Origin of the sequence: Microtetraspora sp. NBRC 13810 (assembly GCF_030268685.1) — a bacterium.
Lineage (GTDB): Bacteria > Actinomycetota > Actinomycetes > Streptosporangiales > Streptosporangiaceae > BSRQ01.
In genome coordinates this window covers 168,028-187,695 of sequence record NZ_BSRQ01000010.1, presented here as the reverse complement: position 1 = coordinate 187,695, position 19,668 = coordinate 168,028, and the positions used below count along the sequence as shown (strand labels likewise).

General features: G+C 71.5%; 19 protein-coding genes and 1 pseudogene. 9 read left to right on the top strand and 11 right to left on the bottom strand.

Annotated elements, in window-relative coordinates:
* Nucleotides 1-28 precede the first annotated feature (28 nt).
* Nucleotides 29-985 (top strand): cation diffusion facilitator family transporter, encoded by a 957-nt coding sequence (locus QSK26_RS21535; RefSeq protein WP_285777011.1) that lies wholly within the window; start codon nt 29-31, stop codon nt 983-985.
* A gap of 10 nt (nt 986-995) precedes the next feature.
* Here QSK26_RS21535 and QSK26_RS21530 read toward each other — a convergent pair whose 3' ends face one another.
* The 4 genes from QSK26_RS21530 to QSK26_RS21520 form a co-directional block, all read right to left on the bottom strand.
* Nucleotides 996-1,643, bottom strand: a complete 648-nt coding sequence (locus QSK26_RS21530; RefSeq protein ID WP_285777010.1) for an HD domain-containing protein — start codon at nt 1,641-1,643, stop codon at nt 996-998.
* Nucleotides 1,644-1,804: 161 nt separating this feature from the next.
* Nucleotides 1,805-3,100, bottom strand: coding sequence for a hypothetical protein (locus QSK26_RS21525; RefSeq protein WP_285777009.1), 1,296 nt, complete (start codon nt 3,098-3,100; stop codon nt 1,805-1,807).
* 17 nt (nt 3,101-3,117) lie between these two features.
* A complete protein-coding gene (locus tag QSK26_RS41850; protein ID WP_352244370.1) occupies nt 3,118-3,369 on the bottom strand; it encodes a PfkB family carbohydrate kinase in 252 nt (83 codons plus the stop codon).
* A gap of 532 nt (nt 3,370-3,901) precedes the next feature.
* Complete coding sequence (locus QSK26_RS21520) at nt 3,902-4,894, bottom strand: alpha/beta hydrolase (protein ID WP_285777008.1); 993 nt, start codon at nt 4,892-4,894, stop codon at nt 3,902-3,904.
* Between the two features lie 76 nt (nt 4,895-4,970).
* On the opposite strand from QSK26_RS21520, the gene QSK26_RS21515 reads away from it, so the two are divergent.
* Nucleotides 4,971-5,549, top strand: a complete 579-nt coding sequence (locus QSK26_RS21515; protein ID WP_285777007.1) for a TetR/AcrR family transcriptional regulator — start codon at nt 4,971-4,973, stop codon at nt 5,547-5,549.
* A gap of 104 nt (nt 5,550-5,653) precedes the next feature.
* Here the strand turns inward: QSK26_RS21515 and QSK26_RS21510 are convergent, their stop codons facing one another.
* Nucleotides 5,654-6,253 (bottom strand): TetR/AcrR family transcriptional regulator, encoded by a 600-nt coding sequence (locus QSK26_RS21510; protein ID WP_285777006.1) that lies wholly within the window; start codon nt 6,251-6,253, stop codon nt 5,654-5,656.
* 134 nt (nt 6,254-6,387) lie between these two features.
* On the opposite strand from QSK26_RS21510, the gene QSK26_RS21505 reads away from it, so the two are divergent.
* The 7 genes and pseudogenes from QSK26_RS21505 to QSK26_RS21475 all read left to right on the top strand — a co-directional run bounded on the left by QSK26_RS21505 (nt 6,388) and on the right by QSK26_RS21475 (nt 13,451).
* Entirely contained in the window at nt 6,388-7,209 is an 822-nt protein-coding gene (locus QSK26_RS21505; protein WP_285777005.1) for an SDR family NAD(P)-dependent oxidoreductase, read from the top strand.
* 186 nt (nt 7,210-7,395) lie between these two features.
* Nucleotides 7,396-8,601, top strand: a complete 1,206-nt coding sequence (gene trpB, locus QSK26_RS21500; protein ID WP_285777004.1) for a tryptophan synthase subunit beta — start codon at nt 7,396-7,398, stop codon at nt 8,599-8,601.
* Nucleotides 8,598-9,413, top strand: coding sequence for a tryptophan synthase subunit alpha (gene trpA, locus QSK26_RS21495; RefSeq protein ID WP_285777003.1), 816 nt, complete (start codon nt 8,598-8,600; stop codon nt 9,411-9,413). Before trpB ends, trpA begins: the two co-directional genes overlap by 4 nt.
* Nucleotides 9,410-10,165 (top strand): GntR family transcriptional regulator, encoded by a 756-nt coding sequence (locus tag QSK26_RS21490; RefSeq protein WP_285777002.1) that lies wholly within the window; start codon nt 9,410-9,412, stop codon nt 10,163-10,165. The genes trpA and QSK26_RS21490 overlap by 4 nt, the downstream gene beginning before the upstream one ends.
* Nucleotides 10,166-10,255: 90 nt before the next feature.
* Nucleotides 10,256-11,150: pseudogene (locus QSK26_RS21485) on the top strand (IS5 family transposase).
* Between the two features lie 214 nt (nt 11,151-11,364).
* Complete coding sequence (locus QSK26_RS21480; RefSeq protein ID WP_285777001.1) at nt 11,365-12,105, top strand: hypothetical protein; 741 nt, start codon at nt 11,365-11,367, stop codon at nt 12,103-12,105.
* Between the two features lie 395 nt (nt 12,106-12,500).
* Nucleotides 12,501-13,451 carry a carbohydrate kinase family protein gene (locus QSK26_RS21475; protein WP_285777000.1) on the top strand — a complete coding sequence of 317 codons (951 nt, stop codon included), beginning with the start codon at nt 12,501-12,503 and terminating at the stop codon, nt 13,449-13,451.
* Between the two features lie 217 nt (nt 13,452-13,668).
* On the opposite strand, the gene QSK26_RS21470 is transcribed toward QSK26_RS21475, so the two are convergent.
* The 6 genes from QSK26_RS21470 to QSK26_RS21445 form a co-directional block, all read right to left on the bottom strand.
* The gene (locus QSK26_RS21470; RefSeq protein ID WP_285776999.1) at nt 13,669-14,526 is read right to left on the bottom strand and encodes a DUF3618 domain-containing protein; all 858 of its coding nucleotides are present in this window, start codon (nt 14,524-14,526) and stop codon (nt 13,669-13,671) included.
* The gene (locus QSK26_RS21465) at nt 14,523-15,092 is read right to left on the bottom strand and encodes a phage holin family protein (protein WP_285776998.1); all 570 of its coding nucleotides are present in this window, start codon (nt 15,090-15,092) and stop codon (nt 14,523-14,525) included. The genes QSK26_RS21470 and QSK26_RS21465 overlap by 4 nt, the downstream gene beginning before the upstream one ends.
* Nucleotides 15,093-15,361: 269 nt before the next feature.
* Complete coding sequence (locus tag QSK26_RS21460; protein ID WP_285776997.1) at nt 15,362-16,537, bottom strand: ROK family transcriptional regulator; 1,176 nt, start codon at nt 16,535-16,537, stop codon at nt 15,362-15,364.
* 6 nt (nt 16,538-16,543) lie between these two features.
* Nucleotides 16,544-17,389 (bottom strand): carbohydrate ABC transporter permease, encoded by an 846-nt coding sequence (locus QSK26_RS21455; protein WP_285776996.1) that lies wholly within the window; start codon nt 17,387-17,389, stop codon nt 16,544-16,546.
* Entirely contained in the window at nt 17,386-18,300 is a 915-nt protein-coding gene (locus QSK26_RS21450) for a carbohydrate ABC transporter permease (RefSeq protein WP_285776995.1), read from the bottom strand. The genes QSK26_RS21455 and QSK26_RS21450 overlap by 4 nt, the downstream gene beginning before the upstream one ends.
* A complete protein-coding gene (locus QSK26_RS21445) occupies nt 18,297-19,661 on the bottom strand; it encodes an ABC transporter substrate-binding protein (protein ID WP_285776994.1) in 1,365 nt (454 codons plus the stop codon). Before QSK26_RS21445 ends, QSK26_RS21450 begins: the two co-directional genes overlap by 4 nt.
* Nucleotides 19,662-19,668: the final 7 nt, after the last annotated feature.

Below are 19,668 nucleotides of genomic sequence, written 5' to 3'. Positions count from 1 at the left end.
GGGGCTCTGGAACGGGGGTGACGGCGGCGTGGCGAAGGACGGCGGCACGGTGGCCACGATCGCGGCACTGGCGGCGAACGCCGGCATAGCGGTCAGCAAGTTCGTCGCGTTCCTCTTCACCGGGTCCTCGGCGATGCTGGCCGAGGGCATCCACTCGGTCGCCGACACCGGCAACCAGGGCCTGCTGCTGCTCGGCCGCAGCCGGGCCGCCCGCGGGCCGAGCACCGCCCACCCGTTCGGCCACGGCCGGGAACGCTACTTCTACGCCTTCCTCGTCTCCGTCGTGCTCTTCTTCGGCGGCGGCCTGTTCGCCCTGTACGAGGGATATGAGAAGGTCACCCATCCGCATCCGCTGGAGAGCTGGCCGTGGGCGATCGGGGTGCTGCTCGTGGCCGTCGTGCTGGAGTCGCTGTCGCTGCGCACCGGGGTGCGCGAGTCCAACCTGGTGCGCAGGAACCGCTCGTGGGCGCAGTTCATCCGGCAGGCCAAGGCGCCCGAGCTGCCGGTGCTGATCCTGGAGGACACCGCCGCCCTGCTCGGCCTGGTGTTCGCGCTGGCCGGCGTCGCCGCGACGGTGATCACCGGTGAGCCGATGTTCGACGGCCTCGGGTCGATCGCGATCGGCGTGCTGCTGGTCGCCGTGGCGGTCGTGCTGGCCGTGGAGACGAAGAGCATGATCATCGGCGAGTCGGCGTCCCCCGAGGTGCGGCGGGCCATCCGGGAGGTGCTGGACGCCGATCCGCTGATCCGCGACATCGCCCAGCTCCGCACGATGCACCTGGGCCCGGACGAGGTGCTCGTCGCCGCCCGGGTCGTCCTCGCCCCCTCGGCCGGCGGCACGGAGACGGCGGCAGAGGCGCTCGCCGGGACGGAGAGCCGGCTCCGGGACCGGGTCCCCCTCGTCTCCTCCGTCTATCTCCAGCCCGCGACCGCGTCCGTGGCGGGCGACGGCGAGGAGGAGGACACCGGGCGGATCCAGGCGTGAGACCGCCCGGTCATTCCGGCCACGGTGAGCGCAGGATCGTCTCGACGAAGTCGCCCCGCCGGAATCCGGGGACGAAGTGCGCGAGGACATCCGCCTTCACGTTGCCGAAGGTGGTCTCCGGCCTCGGGGCGATGCCGTCGGTGAACGCCTGCAGGATCCGCCGCTTGAAGTCGGGGCGCGGATGCAGCGCGGTGATCTCGGCGCGGGCCTCGGGGCCGATGTCGTCGTAGCCGATGCCCAGCACGTCGTACTCCACCCCGGCCGTGACCAGCGCGACCTCCGGCTCCATGAACTCGGGGATGCCGGGCGTGGTGTGCAGCGCGATCGCCGTCCACACCCGCCGGACGCTGTCCTCGGGCACCCCGTGGGCGTGCAGGAAGCGGCGGGCCTCGTCGGCGCTGTCCACCTCGAACCGCCGGCCGCTGCCGTGGAACTTCACGCCGAGGCCGAGGTCGTGGAACATCGCGCCGATGTAGAGCAGTTCGGGGTCGAAGCTCAGGCCGCGGTTGCGGCCCTGGAGGCTGCCCCACCAGTAGACCCGGCGGGAGTGGTGGTAGACCAGCTCGCTGGTCGTGTCGCGGACGAGTTCGGTGGCCGCGGCGGCGAGGTGCGTGTCCGGCACGGTCACGCCGGCCGCGGAGGTCTCCTGCGTCGTCATGGCTGACTCCTGATCCTCCGGGAGGGACCCGGTGGCCCCTGCGACATCTCCAGCCTGCCCGACCGTTTCGCCGGGTACCCAGCCACAGATGGACAGGATCCCCACAAATCAGGACATGTCGTGACCAAGGTTTCCCTGAGGGGGTGGCGCCGTGCGGATTCTCAGGCCCTTCGAAAACCGGTGATCTCCCGGTCGCCGAGCTTCACCGACACGTCGATGTCGCGGAGATTCCACCAGTGGGCGCCTACGGCGCTGAGGCTGGGGGCAATCCCCGCGATCAACAGGATCACGGTGGTGAGGCGCGAGCCCAGGAACTCGGTGAGCATTCTGGCCTGGGGATTCAGCTTGCCCGCCTGCCCGAAGGCGACGATCGCCGCGCCGGCGACCGTGGAGAAGAGCATGGCGGCCCAGTGAACCCCCTTCAGCGCGTCGACTGTCTCGGCGAGTGCTCGCGAGAGGCGGGCCACCCGCTCGGTGAGCACGTTCCCCGCCGCGATGAACTCCAGCAGGCGCCGGGCGGCGTCCGAGCTCGAAGCTCCCTGCCACGAACTCAGCACGGCCTCGCGCACGGCCGCCGTGTCATGGCCGAAGATCTCCCCGAGGTCCCAGGCGAGCTTCTGCCATCCGAGCACCGCCTGGTCCAGGGTCTCGTCGGACGGGATGATCAGCGAGGCCCACGCGAGCCCGGCCGCCACCGTGGCCCAGCTGAACGTGCGCGTCGTCTTGAGGTTACGCTCGGTGGTCGCACTCCACTTGGCCAGATCGGACTTGGCCTGCGCCAGACGATCCTTCGCGTCCGCCACCCCGGGGAAGTAATGCCGCTCGAAGTGGGGGTCGCGGAGGGGCTCCTCCCATACCCCGGAAGATCTTCTGAGCGACTCCTTCATCTTTGCCTCTTTGTCGATCGCTCTCTCATTCAGCCGGTCGATGTTGTACATCAGGCTGTGGCGTCTGCCGGACACCTCGACGTTCCAGTGGCCGGCGGCGGCCCGCAGGCCGGCTCCGCTGAGCGCGCCCGCCGTTCCGGCGAGCCACGGCGCGATCGTCATGGCGGCGTCGCCGAGGGAGTCGGAGAACGATGGATACTCTTCTCGACCATCCCAGGGGTCATCGTCTTCAGCGGGGCGCTCTCCGGCAGCCCGAGACTTCGTCACCGCGTTGAGCACCCCCTGTACTGCGGCGCCCTCTGCTTCTTTGTACGTACGGCGAGTCTCTCGCAGCAGGTCGCCGATCGTCGCGGCCTCCTTGTTGCCGTGCTGGAACTCGTCCGCCAGGGTGTTCCAGATCTCGGTGTACTGATGCCGCGCCGGCCACTCCCCGGCCACGCCGAGAGCGAGCGTCGGAAGTGTCACCGAGTTTCCCGAGTAACGGAGAAGAGAAAGGTTTTCGCCCATCTCCGTGAGCCTCCGTTCCGCCTCTTCGAAGCCATTGCCACCGAGATCGAAGCTCAGGGACATGTGTACCCCTTTCTGCACTATTGGGAAATTTGTCCCGTCAATATGTCGGGAACGCCGCGTTCGCGATCATGTCCTCGTCCACCGTAGCCCGGTGGGAGACCAGCTCGACGGCGCGGCGTGCACTCTGCCGCGCCGAGGTACGCGAGGCAGGCGGCGGTGAAGGCGTCGCCCGCGCCGACCGTGTCCACCACCCGCACGGCGGGCGCGGGACAGGCGATCACGTCCTCGCCGAGGACCGCCACCGCGCCGTCGCCGCCCCGGGTGACCACCTACCGGCCGCCGCCCGGACGGCCCCGCCCAGCGCCGGGCCACGTCGAGGTACGGCTCGCCGGGATACAGCCAGTCGAGGTCCTCCACGCTGGCCTTGACCAGGCTCGCCCGCCGTACGCACTCCGTCACGGCGGCGACCGCCTCCGCGTGGCCGGCGAGGAGCGAGGGCCGGATGTTCGGGTCGTAGGACACCCGGACCCCCGCGCCGGCGGCGCCTGCCATCAGGTCCCTGACCCGCGGCGCGCCCGGTCCGGCGAGCGTGGCCAGCGACCCCGTGTGCAGCCAGGAGACGCCGTCGAGCGGGACCGGCCCGCAGGAACGTCATACGCCCTCCCCTCACGAGGGCCACATGGTGGCACCGGCGGCGCCGCTTCGGCAACGCGCCGTGGAGCACCCGGCGAGGTCACCGGCCGGGCCCGTCCACGGGGGATCGGCCCGCACGGCCGTCTCGTACGACATCTGGTGGAGGGTCTTTCCCCGTGTCTCGGCCGGCCCGATGACGTGGAACAGAAACCGGCAGGCCGGGACCTGTCACCCGGCGAGGGCCACCCGAAGGAACTCGGCGATCTCCGCTCGCGCGGCCTTGGCCTGCGGCACCACGCCCGGCATGCTGAGGAACGCGTGCGTCGCTCCGGGATGTTCGGTGAGCCGCGCGGGCGTCCCGGCCGCGCGCAGTGCTTCGGCGTAACTGCGGCCGTGGTCGGCCAGCGGGTCGATGGTCGGCACCACCACGAGCGCTGGGGCCAGCCCGCTCAGATCGTCGGCATACAGCGGCGACATCGCACGAGGATCCGTTCCCGGCGGAACGGCGAACCGGTGGAGCAGCCGCATCTGCGGCACGGTGAGGGTCGGGCTGTGGGCGTGCCGGGTGATCGAGGCGTGCTCGAACATCGTCGAGGTCAGGTCGACAACGGGGTTGACCAGCACCTGCGCCCGCAGGGGCAGATCGGACTCCCTGGCCCGGATCGCGACCAGGGCGGTGACCATCGAGCCGGTGCTCTCACCGAAGACGGCGGTCCGCGCCGGGTCGATTCCCCACTGCGCGGCATGCCGTACCACGCGCTGGAGCACGTCCCAGCCGTCGTCGACGGCGGCCGGCAGCGGAGTCTCCGGGTCGAGGAGGCGGTGCTCGACCGAGACGACGACCGCGGGCAGCCGCGCGGCGAGGTGGCTGTTCACCCAGTCGCTCTGCACCGCCGTGCCCACGAACCCGCCTCCGTGCACGTGGAGCACGAGCGGCAGTCCGGCCCGGCCGGCGCCCCCGCCGCGCCCGGGCGACGGCCGGTACACCCGGACCCGGAGGTCGCGGCCGGGCAGCGCCATCTCCTGCCATTCGATCGTGGCGCCGCGGTCCGGGAACCCGGTGATCACCCGCGCCAGGCGGGATGCCCGCTTGCGGTTCTCCGCGTCGCTGTAGGCGACCAGTTTCTCGGCCGTCATCGCCGACCAGTCCGGCTCTTTTCCCAGGGCATGCAGTAAGCGGATGCCCAGCGGCGGCCGCTCCGTACCGGTGACCTCGCTCATGTCTCCTCCTTGGCCGGATAGTTTCGCTACCAAAGGTATCGATACCAAGCGTAGCGCAAGTCGTTATCGTGTGGCCATGACCCGATCGACCGCATCCGCCAGACCACCCGGTCGCCCGCGCTCCGGCGTCAACGCCGTGGTCTTCGCCGCAACGCTGAGCACGGTCAACGAGCTCGGCTACGCGCATGCCACCGTCGACCGCATCGCCGCCGCGGCCGGCGTCGCGAAGACGACGATCTACCGTCGCTGGCCGTCGAAGGGCGCGCTGATCGTGGACTGCCTCCTTGACGCGTTCGGCCCGATGCCGCAGGAGGGCGCCGGCCGAGCCGAGTTCATGTCCTCGGCCATCCACTGGATCGCGGCGAAGATCAGCGAGCCCGGGGTGGGCGACGCGTTCGCAGGCGTGTTCAGCGACGCCGTCAGCGATCCGGCCCTGCGCGAGGTCCTGTCCGCGCGGTTGCAGGACCCATACCGGCTCGCCCTCCAGGAGGCGCTGGGCGAGCCGGAGAACCGGGTCCTGTTCTTCATCGACGTCGTCGTCGGAACCCTGCTCCACCGGATGGGCATGACCGGCGAGCCGATGGTCGACGCCGACGTCGCCAGACTGGTCGAGATGGTTCTCCCGCACTTCACCGACGATGCCGATCCGGCCTAGCCCCGCCGTCGAATCGGCGATCAGCCCCGACGACGACGCGCCCAGAGCCCGGCACTGCGGCGCCGGATGCCACGTCTGTCGCTCTTCGGGCAGGTCAGGGTTTCTCAGGGGCGGAATGCCCTGAGTGTGAGGTCCACGAGGGCGTCGGCGTACTCGGGCGTGAGCGGCCCGGAGCGGTTCAGCCAGCGCTGGTAGAGGGGGGCGTAGAGCAGTTCGAGCACCAGGTCGAGGTCGGCGTCGGCCGCGATCTGGCCCGCTCGCTGTGCGCTGCGCAGCCGGGCCTTCTTGGCCTCGTCAACAGGACCGGCCAGCTTGTCGCGGTACTGGGCGGCGAGGTCGGGATCGTTGATGATCTCCGCGTTGAGCGCCCGGATCGGCGCCTCGAAGTCCGGATCGGCGAACTCGCTGACGGTCGCCCGCATGACGACTTTGAGATCGGCCTCGATGTCGCCCGTGTCGGGGAGCTCCATCCCTTCCCCCTGGCTCGCCTCGCTGAGCGCCAGGAAGGAGTCGAAGACCACGGCCGCCTTGGAGCGCCACCACCGGTAGATGGTCTGCTTGCCCGCGCCCGCCCGTGCGGCGATGGCCTCGATCGAGACGTTGGCGTACCCCACCTCGGAGATCAGCTCGCGGGTGGCCTCGAAGATCGCCTGCCGGGACCGCTCGCTGCGGCGGGCGGGGTTCGGCTTCTTGGCGGTGGACATGCCGGTGAGGCTAGCAGGAACCCGAGACAAGACGGTCCGTCTTGACAGGTGGAGGGCGCGGTTGCAGGATTGGGGCCGCAGTACGGCGAGACGAAACGTCTCGTCTTGTGACGATCCCAAGGAGGTGAAGGCCAGTGACGACCGCCCGAGTATGGTTCATCACCGGCGCGTCCCGAGGTCTGGGCAGGGCATTCGCCGAGGCCGCGCTGGCCGCCGGAGACCGTGTCGTGGCCGCCGCCCGCAATGTCGATCCGCTCGCGGATCTGGCCGAGAAGCATCCGGGCAGCCTCGTACGGCTACCGCTGGACGTCTCCGACCGCCAGGCCGTGCGGGAAGGGGTGGACCGGGCGGCGGCGGCCTTCGGCAGGCTCGACGTCGTGGTCAACAACGCCGGCGGACTGCTGTTCGGCATGGTGGAGGAGGCCACCGAGGAGCAGATCCGGGCCCACCTCGACGTCAACCTCTTCGGCGCGATCTGGGTCGCCCAGGCTGTCGTCCCGTACCTGCGGGCGCAGGGGTCCGGGCACATCCTCCAGGTCACCTCGATGGGCTCCGCGGGCGGTTTCGCCTCCGTCGGGTTCTACGGGGCGGGCAAGGCGGCGCTCGACTCGGTCAGCCAGGCGCTGGCGATGGAGGTCGAGCCCTTCGGCATCAAGGTCACCATCGTCCAGATGGGCGGCTACAACACCGGGCTGTTCACGGCGGGCACCACGACGACGGAGGCCCATCCGGCCTACGAGCCCCTGCGGGTCAAGCTGGCCGAGATGTGGGGCGAAGAGGCCGGCCCCGACCCGAGCACGGCCGCTCCCGTCATCATGGAACTGGTCGACCTGCCGAAGCCGCCGCTGCGGCTGATCGTCGGCAGCTACTCCTACGACCTCGTCCAGCAGATGGACCAGGCCCGCGCCGAGGAGTACCGCGCCTGGGAAGACCTCAGCCGCAAGGCCGCAGGCTGACCGGCGGCAGTCGGGTCACCGTCCACCACGGGCTGCGCCACGGCCACGACCGGTCGACGGCACTCGCCGACCACGCGACGGCGTTGAATGCCGTGCCGAGCACCGGTGGTGGCGTGTCCGCGCCGCGCATGCCACACTCACTGTTATAGAACTCATTGGAGAGTTATAGAACGATCGGAGTGTGGCATGCGAGACGTGCTGCCGTGGTGTGAGCCGGTCCTGCTGGACGGGACGATGGGCGAGCCCCGGGCGCGGGGCCGATTCGGCGAGTACGGCGGGCGGTACGCGCCGGAGTCCCTGGTGGAGGTGTGCCGCGAGGTGGACGAGGCGTTCCGGGAGGCCTGGGCGGATCCGGGGTTCCGCGGCGCCCTGGCGCGGCTGCTCGCCGTGCACGCCGGGCGGCCGACCCCGCTCACACCGGCCGGCCGGCTGTCGGAGGCGCTGGGCGTGCGGCTGTACCTCAAGCGCGAGGATCTCACCCACACCGGATCCCACAAGATCAACAATGTGCTGGGCCAGGCCCTGCTGGCCACCCGGATGGGACGGCGCAGGCTGATCGCCGAGACGGGAGCGGGCCAGCACGGGGTGGCCACCGCGACCGCCGCCGCGCTGCTCGGGCTGGAGGCCACGGTGTTCATGGGCGAGCGCGACATCGAGCGGCAGGCGCTGAACGTCTTCCGGATGCGCATGCTGGGCGCCGAGGTGGTCCCGGTGACCGCGGGCAGCCGTACCCTCAAGGACGCGACCAGCGAGGCCATGCGGCACTGGGTGGGCGCGACCGGCGACTCCCACTACTGCGTCGGCTCGGTCGTCGGGCCGGATCCCTACCCATGGATGGTCAGGGAGTTCCAGCGGGTCATCGGCGACGAGGCCCGCGGGCAGTGCGCCGCCGAGCTGCGGACCGGCGTCCCGGACTACGTGGTCGCGTGCGTCGGCGGCGGCTCCAACGCGGCCGGCACGTTCGCCGGATTCGCCGACACCCCGGCGCGCCTGGTCGGGGTCGAGGCGGAGGGCGGCGCCGGGGCGGCCCGCGGCCGGCTCGGTGTCATGCACGGCTGCCGCTCGCTGTTCCTGCAGGACGACGACGGGCAGATCACCCAGGCGCACTCCATCGCCGCCGGGCTCGACTACCCGGGAGTCGGCCCGGAGCACGCCCACCTGCGCGACCTGGGCCGGGCCCGCTACGTCACGGTGACCGACGACGAGGCGGTCGGCGCGGCGGTACGGCTGGCGCGCACCGAAGGCATCGTCCCGGCGCTCGAATCGGCGCACGCCCTCGCCTGGGTGATCCGCGCGGCGGGCGGCGGCGACCTGCCCGCGGGATCGACGGTGCTGATGACGTTGTCCGGCCGGGGCGACAAGGACGTCTCAACCCTGAAGGAACTGCTGTGACGAACCCCACCCTGGCCGCGGGCGCGGTCGAACGCCACCTGCGTGCCCGCAGGGACACCGGCCGCGGCCTGCTCATGCCGTACGTCACCGGGGGGATCACGCCCAGTTGGACGGACTACCTGCGGGCGTTCGCCGCCGCCGGGGCGGACGCGATCGAGGTCGGCCTGCCCTTCTCCGACCCCACGCTGGACGGCGTCACCATCCAGCAGGCCGGTGACACGGCACTGGCCCGGGGGGCGAGCACCCGCCGGATCCTCGCCGAGCTGTCCGGCATGCCGGACCTGGGCGTGCCGCTGGTCGCCAGCACCTACTACAACCTGGTGCTGCACGACGGCGCCGAGGCGTTCTGCGCCGCGCTGCGCCGGGCCGGCGTCGGCGGCCTGATCGTGCCCGACCTGCCGGTGCACGAGGCGGACGAGCTGACGGACGTGGCCGCCGCCGCCGGGATCGAGCTGGTCCTGCTGGCGTCGCCGGTGACGCCGCAGCCGCGGCTGGCGGAGATCTCGTGCCGCAGCCGCGGATTCGTCTACGCGGTGTCGCTGATGGGCACCACCGGTGAGCGGGCCGCCCTCGCCGCTTCGGCGGCGGAGCTCACCGAGCGGATCAGGCGCGTCACCGACCGGCCGGTCTTGCTAGGATTTGGCATTTCCACCCCGGACCAGGCACGCGAAGCCCGCCGGCACGCCGACGGCGTGGTGGTCGGCGCCGCGGTCATGCGGCGGGTGCTCGACGGGGCTGGGCCGGACGACCTGCGGGCCTTCCTCGCGACCCTGCGGCAGGCCCTCGACCAGGAGTGTGACCGACCACGATGACCCCCGACGCCGGGCACGAGGCGAGATACCGCGCCATCGCCGCCGACCTCGCCGCGAAGATCCGGTCGGGACACTACGCCCCCGGTGCGGCCCTGCCGCCGCAACGGGAGCTGAGCGCCTCCTACGGAGTGACCCTCATGACGCTGCGCCAGGCGTTGCGGGAGCTCAGCGACGAGAGGCTGATCGTGCAGCAGCCCGGCAGGGGCACGTTCGTCGCCCCGCCCCACCTGGCGTACCAGCTCGACTCGCTCCGCAGCCTGGTCGACGACCTGCGTAAACAGGGGCACGACGTGCGTACCGCGGTGGCCGGGCGGGCGGTGCGCCGGGTCCCCGCCCGGATCGCCGCGGAGCTGCGGCTGCGTCCCGGCGACACCGCCCTGCGGCTGGAGCGGGTCCGCGAGTTCGCGGGACGTCCCGCCGTGCACCAGGTGTCCTGGGTCCGCCGGCCGGTGGCCGACCAGATCCGCGACCACGACTTCACCGCCGTCTCCCTCTACACGGCCCTCGCCGACGCGGGAGTGACGGTCGCCCGGGCGTCCGAGGTGGTCCGGCCCGGTTTGCTCGACCCCGCCGCCGCCCGCCACCTGCACGAGCCGCCGGGCAGCCCGGTGCTCGTCAGCACCCGCATCACCTACACGCTCGACGCGACGCCCGTGGTGTCCGACCATGCCACCATCCTCGGCAGCATGATGGAGATCCGCACCGAACGCGCCGCCACCGGCCTCTCCCTCACCTGGGGCGCCACCAGCTGAGAACCCGTGTGCGGTCCGTCCCACCGTGGCGTTATGGCGGGCCTAGGGTGTGTTGCGAAAGTGAATCTTGGTCGTAGATGATCACGTGCCGTGGGGCGTGGTGATCTAACGAATAGCCAGTGGGCCAGGCTGCAGCCGTTGCTGCCGCAGGGCAAGAAGCCAGGACGGCCAACGACCTGGCCCAGACGGCAGCTGCTAGACGGCATACGGTGGCGAACGCGGACTGGAGTCCCGTGGCGGGACGTGCCCGAGCGATACGGCCCGTGGGACCGGATCTACGACCTCTTCCGCCGCTGGCAGCGCGACGGTATCTGGGCGCGGATCGTCACCCAGCTCCAGGCGCAGGCCGACGCGAAGGGATTGATCACCTGGGACGTGAACGTCGACTCCACCGTCTGCCGCGCCCACCAGCACGCCGCAGGGGCCGTTAAAAGGGGGATCTCCAGAAAGAACCGCCCGGTGGTGTCGCCGTCGAGCCGCCTGATCACAGCCTCGGACGCTCCCGAGGCGGACTGACCAGCAAGATCCACCTCGTCGTCGAACAAGGGCAGAAACCCCTGTCGGTTGTGATCACGGCCGGCCAGCGCGGTGATTCTCCGCAGTTCGAGCGGGTCCTGGAGGCGATTCGGGTGCCCCGGCTCGGCCTGGGGCGGCCACGCAGGCGACCGGACCGAGTGCGAGCTGACAAGGCGTACGACTCCCGTAAGAACCGCGCCTACCTGCGCAGACGCGGGATCAAGGCGACGATCCCGGTTCCTGCGGACCGCGCCCGCAACCGCCGCAAGCTCGGCTCCCGCGGCGGCCGGCCACCGAAGTTCGACAAAACCGACTACCGCAAGCGTCACGCGGTCGAATGCGGCATCAATCGACTCAAGCGTAATCGCGCCGTTGCCACGAGAATCGCGCCGTTGCCACGAGATACGACAAGCTCGCCGTGCGCTACGAGGCCACCGTTCAAATCGCGATCATTAATGAGTGGCTGTGACCAGGGCTTTCGCGGGGCTTAACACTGCCTTGCCAAACTGGTTGTGCTTGAGGCCGCCCCGAATTCGGTACCCCTCGGACGGCCTGGGCCATAGAGTTCACACGTGCGTTGATCTTCCGAGCGGCGGCCAAGTGCCGCCGCGGACGGTGCGGGCGACCCCGGCAGGTAGGGCCGCCCCAGCAGGCGTACCCGTCACCATCCCACCGGAGATCACATGATGCCCACGCAGCAGCCCCTCACCTACCAGGCGTTCGTCGAACTCGCCACCGCCGACCCCGCCGTCGTCGGCCTCGTCCTCAAGGGCTCCCGCGCCCACGACGACATGACCACCGAGCACTCCGACCACGACCTGTACGTCGTCCTCACCGACAACGCGACAACCGGCCTCACCCGGTTCACCGGCCACCGCATTCCCGAACTCGACCTCGTCATCGTCTCCCTCGCCGAGTTCCGCGCGGCAGGAATGCCCGGCTTCGAGCGCTACGCCCTCGCCCGTGCCAAGATCGTGCTCGACCGGCTCGACGGAGGCATCGCCCAGATCCTGGCCACCAAGGCACGGCTCGACGCCGATGAAGCATTCCGGGACTCCGGTGAATGGCTCGACGCCTATGCCAATTCCCTCTACCGCTCCGTCAAGAACGACCGTGACGGACATCCGCTCGCCGCCCGCCTCGACGCCGCCGACAGCATCCGGTTTCTGCTGGAGTTGCTCTTCGCCCTCGACCGGCGCCCCCGTCCCTACAATAAGTACCTAAAATGGGAACTCGCCCGATACCCGCTGCCAGGCTGGGACACCGGCATGCTGCTGAATGCTGCGGACCGCATCTCAGGAACGGGCGACGTGCCCCTACAACGGCACCTCTTCGCCCGTGTCGAGACAGCGGCCCGGCGCGCCGGGCACAGCGCGGTGCTGGACGCATGGGGCAAGGACCTCGACCTGATGCGACCGCAATAGGGGACATCGCGAAAGGCTCCCGCGCAACTATGGCGCCGCTTGAGAATTTCGCAACAGGCCCTAGCCCATTGTGAAATCTTTGACAGCAAACCCAACCGGGGCGAACTTGTGCGTATGACCAAACGCCGATGGCTGCAACTCACTGTCGCCGGGCTGGGTGTACGACAGCACCGGTTGGCAGACTGCGGACTCCGTCCACCTCGTGGTCGCGGGATTCGCGATCTACACGCTCATGCTCGGCATACACGCCCACGATGTCTTCTGGAAACGGACCTACTGGCGCTTCTGACGGCACCACTTCGGTGACGGCGCCGGGCACGGCCCGTGACGGAGGCCGCAAGTCATGATCGCCGTATGGTGGAGGCGGCGAACGGCTGACGGGAGGGACGCGGCTGATGGGCGACTACGACGTCCTGGTGGTCGGTGGCACCGGGGTGGACACGATCGTCAGGGTGGACACGCTGGCCGTGCCGCCGGGGGACGCCGTGGGCGTGCCGCCGATCATCGACTACGTGGGCCACTCCGGGAACGGCGTGGCGCTCGGCTTCCACGCCCTCGGCCTGCGCACGAAGTTCGTCGACTTCGTCGGCGACGACGCGCAGGGGCGGCTCGTCCTCGGCAGGTACGCCGCACTCGGCCTCGACTTCGCCCATCTGCCCGCGCCCAACGGCACGCCGCGCAGCGTCAACCTGGTGGACGCGCAGGGACGCCGCTTCTCCTTCTACGACGGGAGGCACCCGGTGGACCTGCACATGCCGCCCGAGTTCTACCTGCCCTTCCTCGAAGCCAGCCGGCACGTGCACATCGCCCGCGCCTACCACCCCGGCACCGTGTTCGACGACGCCGAGCGCCTGCGCCGGTCCGTCTCGACCGACCTGCACGCCTGGGACGGCCTGGACCCGTGGGCACGGCCGTACGCCTTCCGTTCCGACCTCGTCTTCATGAGCGCGGCGGCGGCGGGGGACGGGGTCGAGGACGTGATGCGGCTCATCGTCGAACAGGGCCGCGCCGCCGTAGTCGTCGCCACCGAGGGCGCGGCGGGCTGCCGGGTGCTCGCCCGCGCGGACGGCGTCGTACGCGCCTTCCCCGCGGTCGCGCCCGAGCGTCCCGTGGTGGACAGCAACGGCGCCGGCGACGCGTTCAGCACCGCCTTCACCCGCTCCTGGCTGGCCGGCGCCGACCTCGGCGAGTGTGTCCTGGCCGGCGCGGCCTCCGGCGCCTATGCCTGCACCCGCGCCGGCACCCACGAGGACCTGATCGACGCGCACACCCTCGACACCATCCGCACCCGCCTCCGCCCGGACTACCCGGCCACCCGCCCGTCCGCCACCACGGAAACCGTCTGAACCCTTAACGGGAACCGACTGAACCACTCACGGGAACCGTCTGATCACTCCGGTCACGCACCGGCGTCCCCGTCACGATCGGCAGCCCGTACGTCCTCGGCCGGTGCCCGCGCCCGTTGAGGTGGATCGCGCCGTCGGCGGCCTGGGCAGGGCCGCGTCCGCCGCGGGTGCGGGCCGGGCCCGCGTGGTGAGCGGGCTCCGGCCTCGGGGTGCCGCGTCAGCAGTCGCGGGTGAAGCCGGAGCGCATGCGGGTCATGGCCGTGTGCGGTCTCGGCCGGTAGCCCGCGCCGGTCACGGCGCGCAGCCATGCGCGCAGCCACTGCCGGTAGTCGCCCGCGCCCGGCATGGGACCGCCGCGCCCGGAGACGGCCCGCGCAGGACCGAACCTGGAGCGGGTGCCGCGGCCGGAGACCGGACGCCCCATGCCCAGGCCGGAACGGGCACCGCCGCGCCCGGCCGGGAAGAGACCGGAACCGGAGCCCCCGCGGGCGGAGAGCAGACCGCCCCTGCGGGCCGGGAAGAGGCCGCGGGTGCCGCCGTGTCCGGTCGGCAGGAGGCCCCGGCGGGTGCCCCGGCGGACAGGCCGGCGGGTGCCCCGGCGGACAGGGAAGATCCTTCCGGTGCCGGGGAAGAGCGACGAGCGGGCCCCTCGACGGGTGGCTCGCATCGTCGTGCGGCGGGTGCCGCGGCGGGACATGACGGCCAGGGCGGTGCCCACCGCGGCGGACGCGAGGAGGCCGCCGACGGTGAGCGCGCGGGCGTTCGGTCCCCTGTGCGCGCGGCCCTCGCCCGTCGTTTCCTGTACCGCGGCCTCGCCGGTGGCCTCGTGGCCGGGTGGCCGTCCGGCGGGTTCGCGGCCCAGCGAGCGCCGGGTCCGGTCGGCGAGGCCGGCCTTCGCCTGCCGCGCCTTCTGCCGGGCCCGGGACCGCACGTCCATCTTGGCGGCGAGCGCCTCGACCGTGGCCGCGAGTTCCTCCCGGGTGTGCGCGATCTCCTCGCGGAGTTCCCTGGTGCTGGTGGCGGGAGTCTCCCGGGTCGTCGTGGAGCTCCCGTCCGGGCCGGTGTGCCTGGTCATCGGTGTGCCCTCTCCTTGATCTCCGTGACGTCCTGCCTGGTGCTGGTCAACGCCTGCCGGGGCACCGGCGGCATCGCGCGGACGACCTGCCCGCGCCCCGTCACGCCGAGCAGCCCGGCGAGGACGAGGAGCAGCACGCCGATGATGAGCGCGGACGCCCACACCGGCAGGACCAGGGACAGCGCCGCGACGGCGGCGGCGACCAGCGCGGCCCCGCCGTACACCGCCGTGACGCCCGCGCCGCCGACCAGACCCGCGCCCACCCTGGCGTGCCGGCCCTTGGCCTTCAGTTCGGCCACCGCGAGTTGCATCTCCAGCCGCACGAGGTCGGAGACCTGCTGGGACGCCTGGCCGATCAGCTCGCCGACCTTGTGGTCGTTCCGCGTCGGGGCCGGTTCCTCGCGGGTTCCGGCGGGTGCGGCCGCCATCCGGTCGTGGCCGCCGGTGCGCGGGGCGGGCGGCGTGAACCGGTCGCCCGCGGGCATGGCCGGCGGCTCGCCGCCGGGCCGGGCGGGCGTGGCCGGCGGCACGTTTCGGGTGCCCGTAGGCGTTTCCACCGTGCTCATGGTTCTACTCCTTGCCTTGGGCGGAGTCCTCGGTCCCCTGCCCGCCGCCGGGGCCGTAAACGAGCACCGGCCTGGGCGGCGAGCTGGGCACGGTTCCGTACGCGGCGCGGCTCGGTCCTGAATCCCGTAGCCCAAGCGGGTGAATATATGCCTATAAATCCCGATTTATCCGATCTCTCGACCGAGAGATGAGCTGCTCATGGCACCCAGGGCTCAGGAACCCGGGGCAGCATCCAGGGGGCGTTCAGGCCGGTGTTCAGGGTGGCCGTTCAGGGGGCGTTCAGGCCGGTGTTCAGGGCGGTGTTCAGGGCGGTGTTCAGGGCGGCGTCCACCGTGGCCGGCGACAGCAGGTGCTCGGCCACCATGACCGCCGTGCCGACGACGCCGGCGCTTCGGCCGAGGGTGCCGGTCGCGATCTCCAGGTTCCTCGTGGCGTACGGCAGGCTCCGCCGGTAGACGCTCTCCCTGATCCCGGTCAGGTAGTGCTCGCCGGTCTCGGCCATGTCCCCGGCGAGCACCAGGACGCCGGGGTTGAGCAGGCTCACCGCGGCGGCGAGGACGACGCCGAGCGTGCGGCCGGCCTCCTGGGTGAGCGCGATCGCGGCGGGGTCGCCCGCCTGGACGAGACGGACGACGTCCCGGCTGGTCGTCCGGCCGAGCCGTACGGCCAGGGCGTGGCCGCCGGCGACGGCGGCGACGCAGCCGCGCGAGCCGCAGGTGCACACCCGGTCGTCGTCGCCGAGCCGCACGTGGCCGATGTTGCCCGCCGCCTCCTCGACGCCGCGGTATATCCGGCCGTCGAGCACGATGCCCGCCCCGATGCCGGTGGACACCTTGACCAGCAGCAGCGAGGGGGAGTCCCGCCAGGCCGACCACCACTCGCCGAGCGCCATCGCCTTGGCGTCGTTCTCCACCAGGATCGGCACGTTGAACGTCTCGCCGACGACCTCCCTGATCGGGCGGTCGTCCCAGCCGGGCATCACGAACGACCTGATCACCCGGCCGGTGTCCTGGTTCACCGAGCCCGGCACGTCGAGGCCGACGCCGCCGACCCGCGCGGGATCGAGCCCGGCCGACTCCAGCAGCCGCAGGAACGCCCGGCACACCTCGGCGAGCACCCGCTCCGGGCCGCGGTCGACGGGCACCTCGATGTCCTCCTGGGCGAGCGGCCGGGCCGCCAGGTCGGTCACCGCCACCGTGGCGTGCGCCGCGCCGAGGTCGGCGGCGAGCACCAGCCGGCCGCCCATGTCGACGTCCAGCATCATCGGCGGCCGGCCGCCGCCGGACACCCCGGCGTTGACCTCGCGCAGGTATCCGGCCTCGATCAGCCGGTCCACCCGGTCCGTGACCGTCGACCTGGACAGGCCGGTCAGCTCGATGAGCTCCTTCCGGGTACGGCAGGAGCCCCGCCGGACGAGCTGGAGCACCTGCCCCGCACTCAGCATCTCGGTCTAGCCCTTCTCGGCGCCCGCGGTGAGGCCCTCGGTCAGCAGCCGCTCGCCGGCGAAGAACAGCACCACGATGGGCAGGGTCAGCACCACCGATCCTGCCATGAGAACGGTGGTCGGCACCTCGATACCGCCGGACAGCTGGGCGAGGCCGAGCGAGACGGTCCAGCTGTCCCGCTTCTCCACCAGGAACAGCAGGGCGAACAGGAACTCGTTCCAGGCGATCATGAAGATGTAGAGCCCGGTGGCCGCCAGCGCCGGTTTGGACAGCGGCAGCACCACCCGCCAGATCGTCTCCACCCGGCCGCAGCCGTCGATCGCAGCCGCCTCCTCGACGCTGCGCGGCACCGACTCGAAGTAGTTGCGCAGCATGTAGACGGTGACCGGGACCGTCTGGGCGATGTAGACGAGGATCAGCCCGGCCAGCGAGCCGCGCAACCCCATCATGGTGAACAGCGTGAACAGCGGGATCGCCAGCACGATCGCCGGGAAGAGGTAGACGGCGAGGAAGAGGAAGTGCACCTGCCTGCGGCCGAAGAAGCGCAGCCGGGCCACCGCGTACGCGCCGGGGATCGAGATCAGCAGCGTGACCGCCACCGAGGCCGTCGCGACGATCGCGCTGTTGCGCATGAAGGTGAGGAAACCCTGCCGGCCCAGCACGTCGGCGTAGGTGGACAGGGTGGGGTCGCGGGGCAGGATCGAACCGGGATGGAGGATCAGCTCCTGGATGTCGCGCACCGACAGCGTCACCATGTAGAAGAAGGGGAACGCCGTCGCCGCGAAGAGGACCGCGACGACCAGCGGCCTCAGCACCCGCAGCAGGGCGCGCTCGAACCGGTCCCTGCTCATGCGCCCTCCGCCTCGCGACCGTGGAACCGCAGATAGGCGACCAGGAGGACGACCAGCGCGACGGCCAGCACGAGGGCCTGCGCGGCCGAGGCGCCGATGTCGCCCCGGGCGGTCAGCAGGTCGAACACCCGCACGCTGACCACCTCGGTGCCCGCCCCGCCCCCGGTGAGCAGGTAGACGTCGTCGAACTTGGTGAAGGTGAACACGAACCGCAGCACCGCCAGCAGCGCGATCACCCGCCCCAGCTGCGGCAGGACGACGTACCGGAACCGCTGGCTCGGCGTCGCCCCGTCCACCACGGCCGCCTCCTCCAGGTCCTTCGGCAGCGCCTGGAGCCTGGCCAGGACGAACAGGAACGCGAACGGGAAGTACCGCCACACCTCGAACGCGATGACCGTGAGCAGCGCCACCGGCACCTCGATGCCGAGGAAGGTGCCCCTGGCCTGGCTGAGGAAGGCGATCGGCCGCTCCAGCCAGGTGTTCACGATGCCGAACTGCGGGTTCAGCATCACCTCCCACAGGAAGGCCACGGCCACCACCGGCGCGACGTAGGGGATCAGGATGGCGGCCCTGACCAGGGTGCGGCCCCGGAACCGGTCCCGCAGCGCGAGCGCGGCGACCAGCCCGGCGGCGACGGACCCGGCGGTGCCGGCGACCGTGTAGAACAGCGTGTTGGCCAAGGCCGGCCAGAATCCCGGCTGGGAGACGACGTAGGCGAAGTTCTCCAGGGTGTGGTGCCCGAAGAGCCCGGTCCGCCGTACGGAGATGAGCCGGACGTCCTGGAAGGCCATCATGACCGCCCACAGCAGCGGGACGACCACCACGACCAGCGTGATGACCAGCGTGGGGGAGATCAGCCACAGGCCCGCCCTGGCCTCCTGGCGGCGCAGGGTGCGGCCGGGCGCGGTCATTCCCGGATCCCGCGTCTGATCGTCTCGACGTCGGCGGCGGCCCGTGCCGCGCCCGCCGCCGGGGTGAGCGAGCCGTCCGCGACCGCGCTGAGCGCTTTCGGCACCGGCAGCTCGCCCATCGTGGCGCCGACCAGCCTGCCGTGTCCCTGCGGGATGCCCCACCGGGCGAACGCCTCCGGGCTGCCGCGCAGGGCGTCGAGCAGCGACGCCGGATAGACCTCGGCCAGCGGCTTCTTCGCGTCCACCCCGGCGGGCAGCCCGGCCCACCGGTCGCCGAGGCCGGTGCGGACCGGGACCTTGCCCTCCGGCGCCATGCCGATCCAGCGTTCGTAGCCCGCGCCCATCATGTAGGTGACGAACTTCTCGGCGGCCGGCTTGTCCGCCTCGTAGGTGACGGCCCAGGAGACGATCTCGCCGTACTGCGCGGGCCCGCGCGCGTCCGGGCCTTTCAGCGCGGTGACCACCCCGGTGTTGCGGGCCAGCCACTCCCGGTCCGCCCGGCACCGCGGGCAGCTCGGCAGCGCGTCGCCGCGCAGCCCGGCCAGCTCGTCGAGGATGAACGACGACCAGATCGTCATCGCGGCCCGCCCGGAGAAGTATCCGGCCCTGGTGGAGTCGACGTCCTGCTTCCCCGGCACCGAATACTTCTTGACCAGTCTCGTATAGAAATCGAACGCCCTGACGCACTGCGGGGAGTTAAGCGTGATATTTCCGGAATTGTCGACTAGTTGGCAGTCGTTCGCGAGCGCGACGTGCTCGAAGCTCTGCGCGGTGAAGGAGTCCTGCGGGGCGATCGCCGCCGCGATTCCCGCGACCTCGCGCGAATGCAGCCGCGCCGCCGCCGTCTCCAGTCGCTCGTACGTGTCCGGCGGCGGTAGCCCGGCCTGCTCGAACAGGTCCTTGCGGTAGAGGATGAGCTGCGCCCAGCCGTCGCTCGGCACGGCGAGCAGCCTGCCGCCCGCGCTGTCGAGCTCCAGCGCCCTGGGCAGGAAGGTGCCGCGGCCCAGCCGGTCGACGACCCTGCCCGGGATCTCCTTGTCCAGCAGGTCGGCCGCCTCCAGCTCGCGCACCGAGGCGAGCGGCAGCGCCCCGATCACGTCGGGCAGCTCGCCGGCCGCCGCCGCTGCCGTGACCACCTGGCTGAACTGGTCCTCCGCCACCCCGACCAGCTCCACCCCGATTCCCGTCTCCCTGGTGAAGCCGGCCGCCAGGGCCCGCTGCGCGGCCATCCGGTCGGGCAGGCTCTCCTGGGTCCACACGGTGATCGTGCCGTCCGCCGCCCGGTCCGCGCCGCCGCACGCCGCCAGTGCCGCGGACAGGGTCAGCGCGCCCGCGGCGAGGAGGGCGGTCACCTTCGGCATGGCATGC

Bases quoted from the DNA above. Each gene is read 5' to 3' on its own strand.
- QSK26_RS21455 (WP_285776996.1), bottom strand. From the start codon at position 17,389: ATGAGCAGGGACCGGTTCGAGCGCGCCCTGCTGCGGGTGCTGAGGCCG.
- QSK26_RS21515 (WP_285777007.1), top strand. From the start codon at position 4,971: ATGACCCGATCGACCGCATCCGCCAGACCACCCGGTCGCCCGCGCTCC.
- QSK26_RS21460 (WP_285776997.1), bottom strand. From the start codon at position 16,537: ATGCTGAGTGCGGGGCAGGTGCTCCAGCTCGTCCGGCGGGGCTCCTGC.
- QSK26_RS21470 (WP_285776999.1), bottom strand. From the start codon at position 14,526: ATGACCAGGCACACCGGCCCGGACGGGAGCTCCACGACGACCCGGGAG.
- trpB (WP_285777004.1), top strand. From the start codon at position 7,396: ATGCGAGACGTGCTGCCGTGGTGTGAGCCGGTCCTGCTGGACGGGACG.
- QSK26_RS21450 (WP_285776995.1), bottom strand. From the start codon at position 18,300: ATGACCGCGCCCGGCCGCACCCTGCGCCGCCAGGAGGCCAGGGCGGGC.
- QSK26_RS21465 (WP_285776998.1), bottom strand. From the start codon at position 15,092: ATGAGCACGGTGGAAACGCCTACGGGCACCCGAAACGTGCCGCCGGCC.
- QSK26_RS21530 (WP_285777010.1), bottom strand. From the start codon at position 1,643: ATGACGACGCAGGAGACCTCCGCGGCCGGCGTGACCGTGCCGGACACG.
- QSK26_RS21520 (WP_285777008.1), bottom strand. From the start codon at position 4,894: ATGAGCGAGGTCACCGGTACGGAGCGGCCGCCGCTGGGCATCCGCTTA.
- QSK26_RS21525 (WP_285777009.1), bottom strand. From the start codon at position 3,100: ATGTCCCTGAGCTTCGATCTCGGTGGCAATGGCTTCGAAGAGGCGGAA.
- QSK26_RS21445 (WP_285776994.1), bottom strand. From the start codon at position 19,661: ATGCCGAAGGTGACCGCCCTCCTCGCCGCGGGCGCGCTGACCCTGTCC.
- QSK26_RS21490 (WP_285777002.1), top strand. From the start codon at position 9,410: ATGACCCCCGACGCCGGGCACGAGGCGAGATACCGCGCCATCGCCGCC.
- QSK26_RS21480 (WP_285777001.1), top strand. From the start codon at position 11,365: ATGATGCCCACGCAGCAGCCCCTCACCTACCAGGCGTTCGTCGAACTC.
- QSK26_RS21510 (WP_285777006.1), bottom strand. From the start codon at position 6,253: ATGTCCACCGCCAAGAAGCCGAACCCCGCCCGCCGCAGCGAGCGGTCC.
- QSK26_RS21475 (WP_285777000.1), top strand. From the start codon at position 12,501: ATGGGCGACTACGACGTCCTGGTGGTCGGTGGCACCGGGGTGGACACG.